The sequence below is a fragment of the Kitasatospora sp. NPDC036755 genome (assembly GCF_040636595.1).
GTDB lineage: Bacteria > Actinomycetota > Actinomycetes > Streptomycetales > Streptomycetaceae > Kitasatospora.
Window position 1 is genome coordinate 1 of sequence record NZ_JBEZUT010000219.1, and the last position, 14,314, is coordinate 14,314.

Sequence of the window (14,314 nt, forward strand, 5' to 3'; positions counted from 1 at the left end):
CTATACTACCACAAGACGCCAAACGAGTTGATTGGGAGTGTGACTGTAGTTCTGCCGTGTGCTCTTCCTATCTCCCGCGCCGGCGACGGCCGGCCGCAGCCGGCCGCCGCCGCGCTCAAGGTCGTACCGACACCGAAGGACCTGGCCGGACGGGCCTCCTCCGTCACCCCGATCACCGCGGCGAACGGCGGCAACGGCAACGGCCCCCACGGGCCGGGCGCCAACGGGCACACCGCCACCGGGCACGGGACGAACGGGCACGGCGCCGTCGCGCAGGCCGGGCCGGTGCTGCGGTGGTCATCGGACCGCGGCTGGGTCGACCGGCCCGCCCCCGAACCCGCCGTCACCGCCGGCGACAGCCTGCCCACCCTCGCCCACCTCACCACCGCCGAGCAGCGCTGGGCCGACCGCGAGGAGGACATCACCTCCATCGGCGGCGACGCCCACGAGGTCGGGCAGGTCTTCGCCCGCCGCTGGAGCGAACGCGTCGGCGACTCCGAAAGACTGACCGTGCTCTGGCCCGACTACCCGCGCATCCCGCACCGGGTGGACGGCGAGCTGCTGCGCTACGCCGCCCGCTTCGGGCTGCTGGCGCACAAGGACGACCAGATCGACGAGCACGACCGCTACGCCATCCGGGCCGGGTTCTGGAAGGAGCTGGCGGCCCGGGTCCCGGGCGGCTCGATGGTCGTCGACGACTGAGCCGGCCGATCGGCGCCCCGGGGCCCGGGACGGGCCCGAGGGCCCCGTTGTCCGGTTCGCCCGTACGAGCGCGTAGAGTCTTCGGTCGTGAACGAGACGGCGGGGCGAGCACCCGAGGAACCCCTGCCGTGCGTGGCCGTGCGCGACCTGGTCAGGACCTACCGCGGCGGGCGCGGCGCGGCCGCCACCGAGATCCGGGCCAACGACGGCATCACCCTCACCGTCCGCACCGGCGAGATCTTCGGCCTGCTCGGGCCCAACGGAGCCGGGAAGTCGACGCTGGTGCGCCAGCTCACCGGGCTGCTGCGCCCCGACTCGGGATCCGTCGAACTCTTCGGCCACGACATCGTTCGGCACCCCGACCGGGCCGCCCGGCTGCTCGGCTACCTCGGGCAGGAGTCGACCGCGCTGGACGAGCTGACGGTGGCGCTCGCCGCCGAGACCACCGGACGGCTGCGCGGACTCACCCGGGCGCGGGCCCGCGGCGCGGCCGCGGACGTGCTGGCCGAGCTCGGACTGGAGCCGATCGCCGCCCGGCCGCTCGCCAAGCTGTCCGGCGGGCAGCGGCGGCTCGCCTGCTTCGCGGCGACCCTGGTGGGGGAGCGGCCGCTGCTCGTCCTGGACGAGCCCACCACCGGCATGGACCCCGTCGCCCGGCGGGCCGTGTGGAGCGCCGTGGACCGGCGGCGCGCCGAGCACGGGACGACGGTGCTGCTGGTCACCCACAACGTGATCGAGGCGGAGACGGTGCTCGACCGGGTCGCCGTGGTGGACGACGGCCGGGTCATCGCCTGCGACACGCCCGGCGGGCTCAAGGCGCTGGTGGACGGCGACGTCCGGCTCGACCTGGTCTGGCGGGACGAGGCGCCGCTCGGCGTGCCCGCCGTCGCCGCGCTGCGCGAACGGGCCGAGTGCACCGGCCGCCGCTGGACCGTCCGCACCACCCCCGAACAGGCCCGCGAACTGGTCGCCGCGGTGACCACCGGCCCGGCCTTCGCCGCGCTCGACGACTTCACCCTCGCCACCCCGAGCCTTGAGGACGCCTACCTCAAGCTGGGCGGCCGCCACGGAGGACTGGCCAAGTGACGCTGCTCTCGGTGCCCCCGCGGACCGACCGGTCCACGGCCGCCCCCGCCCCCCTCGCCCCCGCGGCCCGGCTGCTGCCGGCGCTCGCGGCCGTGTACCGGGCGCAGCTCGCCCGGGCGCGGGTGGCGCGCATCCCGCTGCTGTTCGTGGCCACCTTCCAGTCCGTGGGCATCCTGGTGATGATGCGGGGCGTGGTGGACGCCGGACAGTCCTCGGAGGCGCGGTCGGTCGTCGCCGGATCGAGCGTGCTGGTGGTGGCGTTCGTCGCGCTGAACCTGCTCGCCCAGTACTTCGGCAAGCTGCGGGCCACCGGCGGGCTCGACCACTACGCGACGCTTCCGGTGCCCGCCGCCTCGGTGGTACTGGGGGCGGCCGCCGCGTACGCCTCCTTCACACTGCCCGGGACGCTCGCCACGGCGGTGTTCGGGGCGGTGATGTTCGGACTGCCGCTCGGGCAGCTGTGGGTGCTGCTGGCGGTCGTGCCGCTGGCCGGGGCCGCGCTGTCGGGGCTGGGGGCGGCCTGCGGGCTGCTGGCGCCGCGGCAGGAGATCGCGACGATGCTCGGGCAGCTCGGCATGTCGGCCGCCCTGCTGCTGGGCGTGCTGCCGGCGGGCCACCTGCCGCAGCCGGTGCAGTGGCTGCGGGACCTGCTGCCGTCCACGTACGGGGTGGACGCCTTCGCGCGGACCTTCGCGCCGGATCCGGACTGGGCGCTGGTGCTCGTGGACCTCGCGGTCTGCGCGGGGGTGGGCGTGGTGTCGCTGGCCGTCGCCACCTGGGCGTACCGGCGGGCGGTCTCCCGCTAGGGCTCGCGTTCCGTCGGTACGGTGGTGGGTCGTTCGTGTGGCCGTCGTGAAACGATGGGCCCCGTGACCGTACCGAACACACCTCCGGATCCCGCCCCCGCCGATGTGCAGGCGGTGCCGGACGCAGCGTCCGATCCGTTCGCGCCGCCGCCGCACGGGGCCACCGCCCTCGGGGCGGAGGCGAGCCCGCTGGGGCAGCGGCTGCTGCCGGAGGTGCGGCTCGGGGCCGGTGTCGTGGTCGCCTGTCTGGTGGCCGGACTGGTGGTGGCCGGGCTGTGGGCCTGGCTGGCGCCGAAGGTGCCGCTGGTGGTGGACGGGGACCGCATCCTCTACGCCGACCCCGAGGGGGAGCAGCGGGCCGGGGCCGACGCGGTGTTCGTGCTCATCGGCCTGGGCGCCGGGATCCTGACCGCGCTCGGGGCCTTCCTGGTGACCCGGCGGCGCGGTGGCGGCATCGCGGTCGCGCTGGGGCTGACCGTCGGCGGGCTGCTCGGATCGATCGGCGGCTGGCGGATCGGCCGCAGTCTCGGGCCCAGCAGTGACCTGATCGGCGAGGCCCGGCGGGTCGGCAACGGCGGGCACTTCGACGCGAGCATCGACCTGGGGGCGCTGGGGGCGCTGCTGGTCTGGCCGATGGCGGCGATGGTGGTGCTGCTCCTGCTCTCGGCGGCGTTCGGGAAGCGCGAGGAGGACCCTCCGCCGTACTGGGCGCCGGTGGCGCAGAACCCGCTGGCGGCACCTCCGGCGGCACCTCCGGCGGGGGCTCCGACGGGGCCGTGGGCCGGGCCGGGGCCGGGGAGCGGTACGGGGCACTGACGCCCGCTCCCGGCCGGTCGCCGTCGGCACGCACCTGCCGCGCCCCGCGCCCCGCTCCCATGGAGCCGGGGCGCGGGGCGCGGGGCGTTTTCAGGGTGTTCCCGGTGGTCCGGGGCGCGGCTCAGCGCGCGATGGCGGCGGTGCGGGCCCCGGTGAGGGCGACCAGGTCGGTGGGGGCCAGCTCGACTTCGAGGCCGCGCTGGCCCGCCGAGACGTAGACGGTGGGGTGGCCGAGCGCGCTGGCGTCGACGACGGTGCGCAGCGGGCGGCGCTGGCCCAGCGGGGAGATGCCGCCCAGGACGTACCCGCTGCTGCGTTCGGCGGCGGCCGGGTCGGCCATCGCGGCGCGCTTGCCGCCGACGGCCGCCGCCAGGGCCTTGAGGTCGAGCTGTCCGGCGACCGGGACCACACCGACGGTCAGGGTGCCGTCCACGTCGGCGACCAGGGTCTTGAAGACCCGCTCGGGGGCGACGCCGAGGACCTCGGCGGCCTCACCGCCGTAGGAGGCGGCGGCCGGGTCGTGGTCGTAGGCGTGCACGGTGAACGGGACGGCGGCGGCTTCCAGGGCGACGGTGGCAGGTGTGCCCTGGCCGCCCTTCTTCGTCTTCTTGGCCATGCGGGGTCCTCGGTCAGTTGGGGCTGAAGGACTGGCGGGTGAGGTCGACGGCGGGCAGCGAGGGCAGCCAGCTGAGGACGGCGGTCTCGCGGCGCAGCAGGTCGAGCTCGGCGCGCAGCCGTTGCGCGGTGTCCGGGCAGGCGAGCAGCCGCTGCTTGACCGGGGTCTCGAACACCGAGGCGGCGGCGACCAGGTAGGAGAGCACCTGGGGGTCGTCCGGGAGCTCCTGGTGGCCGACGGTGCTGGCCTCGCGGGCGCCGGCCAGGCGCTTCTGGTAGACCCGGAACGCCCGTTCGACCTCGGAGGCCAGGGCGCCGGAGCCCTCGCCGGGACGCTCCTCGATCGGCTCGATCCCGCCGGTCAGGTACGGGCCGGAGGCGTCCACCGAGTGCAGCTCGAACCGGGTGGTGCCGGTGACCAGCAGCTCGTAGCGGCCGTCCGGCTGGTGCTGGACGGAGGCGATGTCGGCGACGCAGCCGACCGGGAAGATCGCCTCCAGCGGGTCCCCGGTGACGGTGCCGAGGCCGTCCAGCGGACCGGCCGGGCCCTCCTCGGGCCGGACCGGCGCGACCTCCCGGCCGTCCTTGATCGCGAGCACGCCGAACCGCCGGGGGGTGTCCTCGGGCTGTTCGAGCAGGTCGGCGACGAGACGGCGGTAGCGCTCCTCGAAGACGTTCAGGGGCAGCACCAGGCCCGGGTAGAGCACGGTGTTCAGCGGGAAGAGCGGCAGCCGTTCTGTCACGGCGGACAGCGTAGTTCCCCGGGCGGGGGCCTTGTCGCAGGGCCGCCCGGCCCGGCCGTCCGGCGGGGCCGTCCGACCGGGCCGGGCGGCCCCGCCCGAGCGCGCCGGACGGCGGCCGGCTCAGCCGCGCTGGAGCATCCGGGTGGCGCCGGCCACGACGGTGGAGGCGAGCAGCCAGCCGATCACGACCAGCCCGGCGGAGATCCACTGGGTGAGGCCGCCGGGGTTCCAGCCGCCCTGGTTGAGGTCCACGATCGGCAGCAGCTGGTTGAGGGTGTACAGCACCGGGTTCCAGTGCGGGCGTTCGTCGGCCTTGAGCGGCTCCAGCGGGTGGGTGGCGAACCAGAGGCTGCCGAGGATCCAGGCGAGCAGCAGCCACAGGCCCGCCCGGCCGGGTCGGTAGCCGTAGCCGACGGTGGCGTCCTGGACCGCGCCCCAGACCCGGGCCGGCAGCGGCAGGGTGCGCCGGCGCCGGCGCTGCTTGGCGTAGAGCACCTCGCGGGCGTCGTCGTCGGCGCCGTCGCGGCGCAGGGCGGCCGCGAGCTGCTCGTAGGACTCCGGCTGGAAGTCCACCGAGGAGCCCTCCAGCCAGGCGATCCGCTGCCGGACGGAGAAGGGCCGCATCGGGCGCAGGTTCTCGTAGACGAAGCCGGTGAGGCCCAGGTGCCTGCCGAGCGGCCAGGCCTCCGGCTTGTCGACCAGGTTGCCGACCCGGGCGCGGGAGAGGGACACGGTGCCGGTGGGGCGGAAGTCGCAGGAGAAGCGCAGCTCGGGGGTCTGGATGCGGCGCAGCGAGAGCTCGTCGTCGTCCTCCAGGTGGAACTCCCCGGAGATCAGGCAGGCGCCGTCGAAGCGGGAGTCGGACAGCCGGACCCTGCCGTGGGCGCGGAACGGGGTGACCGGGCCGTCGGACGGCGGGACCTGGCCGTAGCCGGAGCCGTAGTAGCCGCGGGAGCCGGTCCAGCCGAGGTCGGCGGAGCCGGTCAGGTAGAGGGTGTGGCCGATGACGACCCGGACGGCGTTGAGGCAGGTGCGGTTGTGCCGCCGGTCGGCGTGCAGCTGGGCGCCGCGCAGCGAGAGGCGGCCGCCTATCCGGGCCGTGCGTATGCTCAACTCGCCCCGGGTCTCCAGGCGTTCGGCCTCGAAGTCCTGGTTGACGGTGATCCCGTCGGCGGAGACGGCCCGGCCGAAGCGGTCGCCGCCGACGTGCGTCTGGTTGAGCAGCAGGTCGGTGCCGATCTTGGCGTCGGTGAGCCGGATGCCCTCGGGGAGGCGGCAGCGCGCCAGGTGGAGGTCGCCGGTGGTGGAGAGCCGGGAGGCCTCCAGCCGGGGGATCAGGCAGTTCACGAAGCGCAGCGTCGGCGCCGAGGCCTCGGAGACCAGGATCTTGTGCTCGAAGCGGCACTCGTGGAGTTCGATGTAGTGGCCGATGGCGGCGCCGGCCAGGTTGAGCGAGTCGGTGACCCGCACGCCGCTGAACCGCAGCGAGGCGACCCGCCCGGGGGCGGGCTCCGGGCCGGCCAGCAGCAGGTGGGCGAGCACCTCGGCGCGGACGGTGCGCTCGGGGCCCCAGACGGCCCCGCCGAAGGGGTCGTCGGTCTCCGCGTCGCCCGTTCGCAGGTCCAGGATCCGGCCCTGGCGGTACGCCTCCCAGAGCTGCTGCTCGACCCCGCTCCAGCCCTCCGGAGCACGCTCCGCCATGGTTTCCCCCGTCCCCCGGTCGTCTCGCCTTTCGTATCACGGACTGAAATGCGGGACCAGCGGTTCCGGCCACTCCCTACACTGGGTGGCGTGATCTCTCGAATCGACCTCCGCGGCTCGCTGGACGACCCGCGTGACCTGCTGCCCCGTGCCGAGTTCGACGTTGCGGCCGCCCTGGAGAAGGTGCGGCCGATCGCCGAGGACGTGCGCCATCGCGGGGTCGCGGCGCTGATCGAGATCACCGAACGCTTCGACGGCGTCCGGCTGGAGTCGACCCGGGTCCCGGCCGAGCAGCTGACCGCGGCCCTGGAGACGCTGGACCCGAAGGTGCGGGCCGCCCTGGAGGAGACGATCCGCCGGGCCCGCACCGTGCACGCGGACCAGCGCCGCACCGGCCACACCACCCAGGTGGTGCCGGGCGGCACGGTCACCCAGCGCTGGGTGCCGGTCGAGCGGGTCGGCCTGTACGTGCCGGGCGGGCTGGCGGTCTACCCGTCCTCCGTGGTGATGAACGTGGTGCCGGCCCAGGAGGCAGGCGTGCGCGGCATCGCGGTCACCTCGCCGCCGCAGAAGGAGTTCGGCGGCCGGGTCCACCCGGCCGTCCTGGCGGCCTGCGCGCTGCTCGGCGTGGACGAGGTCTACTCCGTCGGCGGTGCCCAGGCGGTCGCGATGTTCGCCCTCGGCACCGAGGAGTGCGCGCCGGTCAACGTGGTCACCGGCCCGGGCAACATCTACGTGGCCGCCGCCAAGCGCTACTTCGCCGGCCGGATCGGCATCGACTCGGAGGCCGGCCCGACCGAGATCGTCGTCCTCGCCGACGACAGCGCGCTGGCGTCCGACGTCGCCGCCGACCTGATCAGCCAGGCCGAGCACGGCCCCACCTCCGGCTCGGTGCTGGTCACCGACTCCCCGGCGCTGGCCGACGCGGTCGAGGCCGAGCTGGCCGTGCAGGTCGCGCGGACCAAGCACGGTGAGCGGGTCGCCGAGGCGCTGGGCGGCAAGCAGTCCGGCATCATCCTGGTCGACGACCTGGAGCAGGGCCTCGCCGTCGTCAACGCCTACGCCGCCGAGCACCTGGAGATCCAGACCCGCGACGCCCACGCCGTCGCGGCCCGGGTGGTCAACGCCGGTGCGGTCTTCATCGGCCGCTGGACCCCGGTCTCGCTGGGCGACTACGCGGCCGGCTCCAACCACGTGCTGCCCACCGGCGGCTGCGCCTGCCACTCCTCCGGGCTGTCGGTGCAGACCTTCCTGCGCGGCGTCCAGGTCGTCGAGTACGACCGGGACGCGCTGGCGGACGTCGCCGCGCACGTGGTCAACCTGGCGAACGCCGAGGACCTGCCGGGGCACGGGGACGCGATCAAGGCTCGTTTCGACTGGACGGTTCCCGGCTCGTGACTCCTCCGACCCCTTCGGACGCCTCGACCCCTCCGGCCGCGGTGACCCGCATCGACGACCTGCCCGTCCGGGACGAGCTGCGCGGCCAGTCCCCGTACGGCGCGCCGCAGCTGGACGTGCCCGTCCAGCTGAACACCAACGAGAACCCGTACCCGCTGCCCGAGGAACTGGTGGCCCGGATCGCCGAACGGGTCGCCGAGGCCGCCCGCGGGCTGAACCGCTACCCGGACCGGGACGCGGTCGAACTGCGCGAGGGCCTCGCCGGGTACCTCTCCACGACCACCGGTTTCCCGGTCGGCCGGGAGCAGGTGTGGGCCGCCAACGGCTCCAACGAGGTGCTCCAGCAGCTGCTGCAGACCTTCGGCGGCCCCGGGCGCAGCGCGCTCGGCTTCGAGCCCTCCTACTCGATGCACGCGCTGATCTCCCGGGGCACCGGAACCGCCTGGATCTCCGGCCCGCGCAACGACGACTTCACCATCGACGTGGACGCCGCCGTCGCCGCGATCGCGGAGCACCGGCCGAACGTGGTGTTCGTCTGCTCGCCCAACAACCCGACCGGCACCGCCGTGGACGCCGCCACCGTGCTGCGGCTGTACGAGGCCGCGCAGGCCGCCCGGCCCAGCCTGGTCGTGGTGGACGAGGCGTACGTCGAGTTCTCGCACCGCGCCTCGCTGCTGCCGCTGATCGAGGGCCGCCCCAACCTGGTGGTCAGCCGCACCATGTCCAAGGCCTTCGGCGCGGCCGGGCTGCGCCTGGGCTACCTGGCCGCCGACCCGGCCGTGGTCGACGCGGTGCAGCTGGTGCGCCTGCCGTACCACCTGTCGGCCGTCACCCAGGCGACCGCGCTGGCCTGCCTGGAGCACACCGACACCCTGCTCGGGTACGTCGGACGGCTCAAGGAGGAGCGCGACCGGCTGGTCGGCGCGCTGCGCGGGATGGGTCTGGAGGTCACCGACTCGGACGCCAACTTCGTCCAGTTCGGGCGCTTCGCCGACACCCAGGCGGTGTGGCGGGCCATCCTCGACCAGGGCGTCCTGGTCCGTGACAACGGTGTGCCCGGGTGGCTGCGCGTCACCGCCGGCACACCCGCCGAGAACGACGCCTTCCTGGACGCCGTCCGCAATGTGATCAAGGAGCTGTAACCCCATGTCCCGCATCGGACGCGTCGAGCGCACCACCAAGGAGACCTCGGTCCTGGTCGAGATAGACCTCGACGGCACCGGGAGGACCGACATCTCCACGGGCGTCGGCTTCTACGACCACATGCTCGACCAGCTCGGCCGGCACGGCCTGTTCGACCTCACCGTCAAGACCGACGGCGACCTGCACATCGACACCCACCACACCATCGAGGACACCGCCCTCGCGCTCGGCGCCGCCTTCAAGCAGGCGCTCGGCGACAAGGTGGGCATCTACCGCTTCGGCAACTGCACGGTGCCGCTGGACGAGTCGCTCGCCCAGGTCACCGTGGACCTCTCCGGCCGGCCGTACCTGGTGCACACCGAGCCCGAGGGCATCGCGCCGATGATCGGCTCGTACGACACCACGATGACCCGGCACATCCTGGAATCCTTCGTGGCCCAGGCGCAGATCGCGCTGCACGTCCACGTGCCGTACGGGCGCAACGCGCACCACATCGTGGAGTGCCAGTTCAAGGCGCTGGCCCGGGCGCTGCGTTACGCCGCCGAGCGCGACCCGCGCGCGGCCGGAATCCTTCCGTCGACCAAGGGTGCGCTGTGAGCAATACCGCGATGATCCTCATCTTCGTCGGCCTCTTCCTGGCCGGCGGAGTCATCTCCTTCTGGAAGCAGAAGCACTCGAAGAGCGTCATCCTGGTGCTGGCCTTCGGCTCCGTGATGTGCCTGGCCTCCGGCCTCATGCGCCTCTAGGGCGCAGGACACCCCGCACCCGCCGACCGCCGCACAGAGACTGGACACCTGAACATGGGCAAGAACGTCGTCGTCCTCGACTACGGCTCCGGCAACCTCCGCTCGGCGCAGCGCGCCCTGGAGCGGACCGGAGCGGACGTCACGGTCAGCTCCGACTACGACACCGCGATGGCCGCGGACGGCCTGCTGGTCCCCGGCGTGGGCGCCTTCGAGGCCTGCATGCGCGGGCTCAAGTCCGTCCGCGGCGACTGGATCATCGGCCGCCGGCTCGCCGGGGGCCGGCCGGTCATGGGCATCTGCGTCGGCATGCAGATCCTCTTCGAGAAGGGGGTCGAGCACGGCGTGGAGACGGCCGGCTGCGACGAGTGGCCGGGCACGGTGGAGCCGCTGGACGCCCCCGTCGTCCCGCACATGGGCTGGAACACCGTGGACGCCCCCGAGGGCGGCCGGATGTTCGCCGGCCTCGACCCGGAGACCCGCTTCTACTTCGTGCACTCCTACGGGGTGCGGCACTGGGAGCTGGAGACCCACAGCGCGCGGATCAACCCGCCGCTGGTCGCCTGGACCACCCACGGACAGCCGTTCGTCGCGGCCGTCGAGAACGGCCCGCTGTGGGCCACCCAGTTCCACCCCGAGAAGTCCGGCGACGCCGGTGCCGCCCTGCTGACCAACTGGGTCAACACCCTCTGACTGTCTGAGAGTTGGAACTGATGAGCCTCGAACTGCTGCCCGCCGTCGACGTCCGTGACGGCCAGGCCGTCCGCCTGGTCAAGGGCGCCTCCGGCACCGAGACCTCCTTCGGCGAGCCGCTCGCCGCCGCCCTCGCCTGGCAGAACGCCGGCGCCGAGTGGCTGCACCTGGTCGACCTCGACGCCGCCTTCGGGACCGGCAGCAACTACGAGCTGCTGCGCGAGGTCACCGGACAGCTGGACATCAAGGTCGAGCTGTCCGGCGGCATCCGCGACGACGAGTCGCTGGCCCGCGCGCTCGCCACCGGCTGCACCCGGGTCAACCTCGGCACCGCCGCCCTGGAGGCCCCGGAGTGGGTCGCCAAGGCCATCGCCGAGCACGGCGACAAGATCGCCGTCGGCCTGGACGTGGTCGGCACCACCCTGCGCGGCCGCGGCTGGACCCGCGACGGCGGCCAGCTCTTCGACGTGCTGACCCGCCTCGACCAGGAGGGCTGCGCCCGCTACGTCGTCACCGACGTCAACCGGGACGGCACCCTGACCGGCCCCAACCTCCAGCTGCTGCGCGACGTCTGCGCCGCGACCGACAAGCCCGTCGTCGCCTCCGGCGGCGTCTCCTCGCTCGACGACCTGCGGGCCATCGCCTCGCTCGTCGCCGAGGGTGTCGAGGGCGCCATCGTGGGCAAGGCACTCTACGAGCAGAAGTTCACCCTCGAAGAGGCCCTGGAGGCGGTTTCCGGATGACGGACGGTCGGATCGTGCGCGGCGAGGTCGTACGTGGCAGGGTTGCCGGATTCTCCCCCTGGGAGGACGAGTTCGGCTACTCCCGGGCGGTCGCCGCGGGCGACCACGTGCACGTCGCCGGCACCACCGCCTGGGTGGACGGCCGGATCGAGCACGAGGGCGACCCGTACCGGCAGACCCTCGCCGCGTTCGGCGTCGGGCTCAAGGCCCTGGCCGCGTACGGTCTGACCACCGACGATGTCGTCCGCACCCGGATGTACATCACCCACGTCCGCGACGCCGAGGAAGTGGGCCGCGCCCACCGTGAACTCTTCGGCGCCGCACGCCCGGCGGCCACCATGGTGGTGGTCGAGGGCCTGATCGACTCCCGGATGATGGTCGAGGTCGAGATCGACGCGTACCGGTCCGGACTGGCAAAGACCCTGGCGGCCCAGAAAGCCCAGGAAGTTCCGGAAGGCGAACAGCCGTGACCCTCGCAGTACGTGTCATCCCCTGCCTCGACGTGGACGCCGGGCGGGTGGTCAAGGGCGTCAACTTCCAGAACCTGCGCGATGCCGGCGACCCGGTCGAGATGGCCAAGCTCTACGACGCCGAGGGGGCCGACGAGCTGACCTTCCTCGACATCACCGCCTCCTCCGGCGACCGCGAGACCACCTACGACGTGGTCCGCCGCACCGCCGAGCAGGTCTTCATCCCGCTGACGGTCGGCGGCGGCATCCGTGCCGTCGACGACGTCGACAAGCTGCTGCGGGCCGGCGCCGACAAGGTCGGCGTCAACACCGCGGCCATCGCCCGGCCGGAGCTGATCCGCGAGATCGCCCAGAGGTTCGGGCGGCAGGTGCTGGTGCTCTCGGTGGACGCCCGGCGCTGCCCCGAGGGGACGCAGACGCCGTCCGGCTTCGAGGTCACCACGCACGGCGGACGCCAGGGCACCGGGCTGGACGCCATCGAATGGGCGGGCCGCGCGGCCGAGTTGGGCGCGGGCGAGATCCTGCTCAACTCGATGGACGCGGACGGCACCAAGGACGGCTACGACCTCGACATGATCCGGGCCGTGCGCAAGGCCGTCTCGGTGCCGGTGATCGCCTCCGGCGGCGCGGGCAAGCTCGCCGACTTCGCGCCGGCCGTCGACGCGGGCGCGGACGCGGTGCTCGCCGCCAGCGTGTTCCACTTCGGGGACCTGCGGATCGGCGAGGTCAAGGACGCGCTGCGGGAGGCCGGGCACCCGGTGCGGTAGCCGTCCCGTACGGTTCGAGGGCCCGTCGTCCGACTCCGGACGGCGGGCCCTGCCGCGTCCGGTCAGGCCTGGTTCGGGCCGTCGTGCGTTCGGGCCTGGTGGGGATCGCCGTGCGTTCAGGCCTGGTTCGGATCGCCGTGGATCAGCGCGAACGGGGCGCCGTTCGGATCCGCCAGCCAGGCGATCCGGCCGACGTTCCGCACGTCCGAGGCGGGCATCAGCACCGAGCCGCCCGCCGCCGTCGCCTTCGCCACCCGCGCGTCCACGTCCTCGGCCGCGAAGTACGGCGTCCAGGCGGACGGCTGTTCCGGGGACATGGTCGGGGCGATGCCGCCGAAGCCGGTGGCCTCCTGGTCGCCCTCGGCGGTGGAGACCACCCGGTAGCTCATGCCCGGCGACGGCTCGAAGTTCTGCACCCGCCAGCCGAACAGCGCCCGGTAGAACGCGAAGGCGCCGTCCTGGTCGGAGGTGTGCAGCTCGGCCCAGACCAGGGCGGCCTCCTCGGACACGGCGTCCAGGCCCTTGGTGTCGCCCGCCTCCCAGACGGCGAACCGGGCCCCCTGCGGGTCCGAGAACTGCGCCAGCCGGCCCTCCCGCATCACCTCCATCGGCCCGACCAGGACCTTGCCGCCGGCCTGCTGGACGGCGTTCACGGCGGCGTCCGCGTCGGCGGTGCGGAAGTACGTCGTCCAGGAGGAGCGGTCACCCTCCTGGAGCGGGCCGATCGCGCCGACCGTCCTCCCGTCCAGCTGGACGAAGCCGTAGCCCATCGCGTCGGGGATCTCCAGGAAGGTCCAGCCGAACACCTGGCGGTAGAACCCGGCGGTGGCGGGGATGTCCGGGCTGCCCAGGTCGATCCAGCAGGGCGAGCCGAGGGGGAAGTCGGTGGTGATCATGAAAGGGGGCCCCTTCGACGGTTCGACGGAGAGCGACCGGGACGGTTCCCTCGGGCGCGCGCCCGCCCGCTCCCCGGCCACCTGCGAGTCTGCACCCGGGCACCGGCATCCGCAGCCGGGAGGCGGCCGTCGAACAGCTCGTGGGCGGTGATCGCCGCGGGGTGCCCGGCCCTCCTCTCGGCGTCCGTCGTCCTCGCAGGTCCGGCGGGAGCCCCCGCCGGACCGCCGGCGCGCGCCGGACGCGCTACTTCGCGGGCAACGGCAGGACGTGTCGCAGGGCCTCCACGGCGTCCGGGTCGCCGTCGACGGTGAGGGCCGTCCGCTCCCCCCGGCCGTAGACGAACAGGACCAGCTCGGCGGGCTCGCCGGTGAGGCGGACGGTGGGGGAGCCGGCGGGGCCGACGGTGAGGGAACGGCCGTCCGGGTGGGTGAGGGCCAGCCGCACGGGGGAGCGGCGGCCGGCCTCCATGCGGGCGATGAGGGGCAGACGGCGCCAGAGGGCCTCGGCGCGGCCCGGCGGGACCGGCTGCGGCGTCCAGTCCCCGGCCGCGCGCAGGACGTCCTCGGCGTGCACGTAGTACTCGACGGTGTTCGCCGCCTCGTCCGCCCCCGGCAGGGCGAACGGGGAGTACACCGGCGGGCCGCCGCGGAACAGCCGCACCAACTCCTCGTACGGCCGCTCCGCGTAGCCGTCCTGCACCCGCTGCGTCCACCCGGCCAGCGCGCCGACCCGGATGCCGGCCGCGGCGTCGGGCCGGCGCTCACGGATCACCAGATGGGCGGCGAGGTCCCGGGTGGTCCACCCGGCGCAGAGCGTGGGGGCGTCCGGCCCGGCGGCGGCGAGGAGCTGGGCGAGCCGGTGACGTTCGGCGAGCGCGTGGTTCGACATGCCGTCAGCCTAGGGCGTGTCTGACAATTCCCGCCGGGCGTGCGACGCCGGGGCACGCACCTCGCCGCGTTGTCGTCGGTCGCCAATGCTCCGCAGTGGCTCC

General features: G+C 74.0%; 16 protein-coding genes and 1 pseudogene. 12 read left to right on the plus strand and 5 right to left on the minus strand.

The window, feature by feature from the left end:
• Positions 1-288 precede the first annotated feature (288 nt).
• The 4 genes and pseudogenes from AB0E96_RS27675 to AB0E96_RS27690 form a co-directional block, all read left to right on the plus strand.
• Positions 289-702: pseudogene (locus tag AB0E96_RS27675) on the plus strand (NYN domain-containing protein); the annotation flags it as partial.
• Between the two features lie 132 nt (positions 703-834).
• The gene (locus AB0E96_RS27680) at positions 835-1,788 is read left to right on the plus strand and encodes an ABC transporter ATP-binding protein (protein WP_359828266.1); all 954 of its coding nucleotides are present in this window, start codon (positions 835-837) and stop codon (positions 1,786-1,788) included.
• Complete coding sequence (locus AB0E96_RS27685) at positions 1,785-2,594, plus strand: ABC transporter permease (RefSeq protein WP_359828242.1); 810 nt, start codon at positions 1,785-1,787, stop codon at positions 2,592-2,594. The genes AB0E96_RS27680 and AB0E96_RS27685 overlap by 4 nt, the downstream gene beginning before the upstream one ends.
• A 63-nt stretch (positions 2,595-2,657) precedes the next feature.
• Positions 2,658-3,410 carry a hypothetical protein gene (locus AB0E96_RS27690; RefSeq protein ID WP_359828244.1) on the plus strand — a complete coding sequence of 251 codons (753 nt, stop codon included), beginning with the start codon at positions 2,658-2,660 and terminating at the stop codon, positions 3,408-3,410.
• A 121-nt stretch (positions 3,411-3,531) separates the two neighbouring features.
• On the opposite strand, the gene ybaK is transcribed toward AB0E96_RS27690, so the two are convergent.
• The 3 genes from ybaK to AB0E96_RS27705 form a co-directional block, all read right to left on the minus strand.
• The gene (ybaK, locus tag AB0E96_RS27695; protein ID WP_359828246.1) at positions 3,532-4,026 is read right to left on the minus strand and encodes a Cys-tRNA(Pro) deacylase; all 495 of its coding nucleotides are present in this window, start codon (positions 4,024-4,026) and stop codon (positions 3,532-3,534) included.
• Between the two features lie 13 nt (positions 4,027-4,039).
• Positions 4,040-4,768 (minus strand): LON peptidase substrate-binding domain-containing protein, encoded by a 729-nt coding sequence (locus AB0E96_RS27700; RefSeq protein WP_359828248.1) that lies wholly within the window; start codon positions 4,766-4,768, stop codon positions 4,040-4,042.
• A 120-nt stretch (positions 4,769-4,888) separates the two neighbouring features.
• Positions 4,889-6,469, minus strand: a complete 1,581-nt coding sequence (locus tag AB0E96_RS27705; RefSeq protein ID WP_359828250.1) for an oxidoreductase — start codon at positions 6,467-6,469, stop codon at positions 4,889-4,891.
• A 90-nt stretch (positions 6,470-6,559) separates the two neighbouring features.
• On the opposite strand from AB0E96_RS27705, the gene hisD reads away from it, so the two are divergent.
• From hisD to hisF, 8 genes are read left to right on the plus strand one after another with little or no spacing between them, the layout of a single operon-like run.
• Positions 6,560-7,867, plus strand: coding sequence for a histidinol dehydrogenase (gene hisD / locus AB0E96_RS27710; protein WP_359828252.1), 1,308 nt, complete (start codon positions 6,560-6,562; stop codon positions 7,865-7,867).
• 41 nt (positions 7,868-7,908) lie between these two features.
• Positions 7,909-9,009 (plus strand): histidinol-phosphate transaminase, encoded by a 1,101-nt coding sequence (locus AB0E96_RS27715; RefSeq protein ID WP_359828254.1) that lies wholly within the window; start codon positions 7,909-7,911, stop codon positions 9,007-9,009.
• Between the two features lie 4 nt (positions 9,010-9,013).
• Positions 9,014-9,607: an imidazoleglycerol-phosphate dehydratase HisB gene (gene hisB, locus AB0E96_RS27720; RefSeq protein WP_049650368.1), complete on the plus strand. Its 594-nt coding sequence runs from the start codon at positions 9,014-9,016 to the stop codon at positions 9,605-9,607.
• Positions 9,604-9,756, plus strand: coding sequence for a hypothetical protein (locus AB0E96_RS27725; protein ID WP_359828256.1), 153 nt, complete (start codon positions 9,604-9,606; stop codon positions 9,754-9,756). The genes hisB and AB0E96_RS27725 overlap by 4 nt, the downstream gene beginning before the upstream one ends.
• A 54-nt stretch (positions 9,757-9,810) precedes the next feature.
• Complete coding sequence (hisH, locus tag AB0E96_RS27730; RefSeq protein ID WP_359828258.1) at positions 9,811-10,446, plus strand: imidazole glycerol phosphate synthase subunit HisH; 636 nt, start codon at positions 9,811-9,813, stop codon at positions 10,444-10,446.
• Between the two features lie 17 nt (positions 10,447-10,463).
• Positions 10,464-11,189: a bifunctional 1-(5-phosphoribosyl)-5-((5-phosphoribosylamino)methylideneamino)imidazole-4-carboxamide isomerase/phosphoribosylanthranilate isomerase PriA gene (priA, locus tag AB0E96_RS27735; protein ID WP_359828267.1), complete on the plus strand. Its 726-nt coding sequence runs from the start codon at positions 10,464-10,466 to the stop codon at positions 11,187-11,189.
• A complete protein-coding gene (locus AB0E96_RS27740; RefSeq protein WP_359828260.1) occupies positions 11,186-11,659 on the plus strand; it encodes a RidA family protein in 474 nt (157 codons plus the stop codon). The genes priA and AB0E96_RS27740 overlap by 4 nt, the downstream gene beginning before the upstream one ends.
• A complete protein-coding gene (gene hisF, locus AB0E96_RS27745; RefSeq protein ID WP_359828261.1) occupies positions 11,656-12,426 on the plus strand; it encodes an imidazole glycerol phosphate synthase subunit HisF in 771 nt (256 codons plus the stop codon). The genes AB0E96_RS27740 and hisF overlap by 4 nt, the downstream gene beginning before the upstream one ends.
• 116 nt (positions 12,427-12,542) lie before the next feature.
• Here hisF and AB0E96_RS27750 read toward each other — a convergent pair whose 3' ends face one another.
• Both AB0E96_RS27750 and AB0E96_RS27755 read right to left on the minus strand, forming a co-directional pair.
• Positions 12,543-13,322: a VOC family protein gene (locus AB0E96_RS27750; RefSeq protein WP_359828263.1), complete on the minus strand. Its 780-nt coding sequence runs from the start codon at positions 13,320-13,322 to the stop codon at positions 12,543-12,545.
• 244 nt (positions 13,323-13,566) lie between these two features.
• Entirely contained in the window at positions 13,567-14,211 is a 645-nt protein-coding gene (locus AB0E96_RS27755) for a TIGR03085 family metal-binding protein (RefSeq protein ID WP_359828265.1), read from the minus strand.
• Positions 14,212-14,314: the final 103 nt, after the last annotated feature.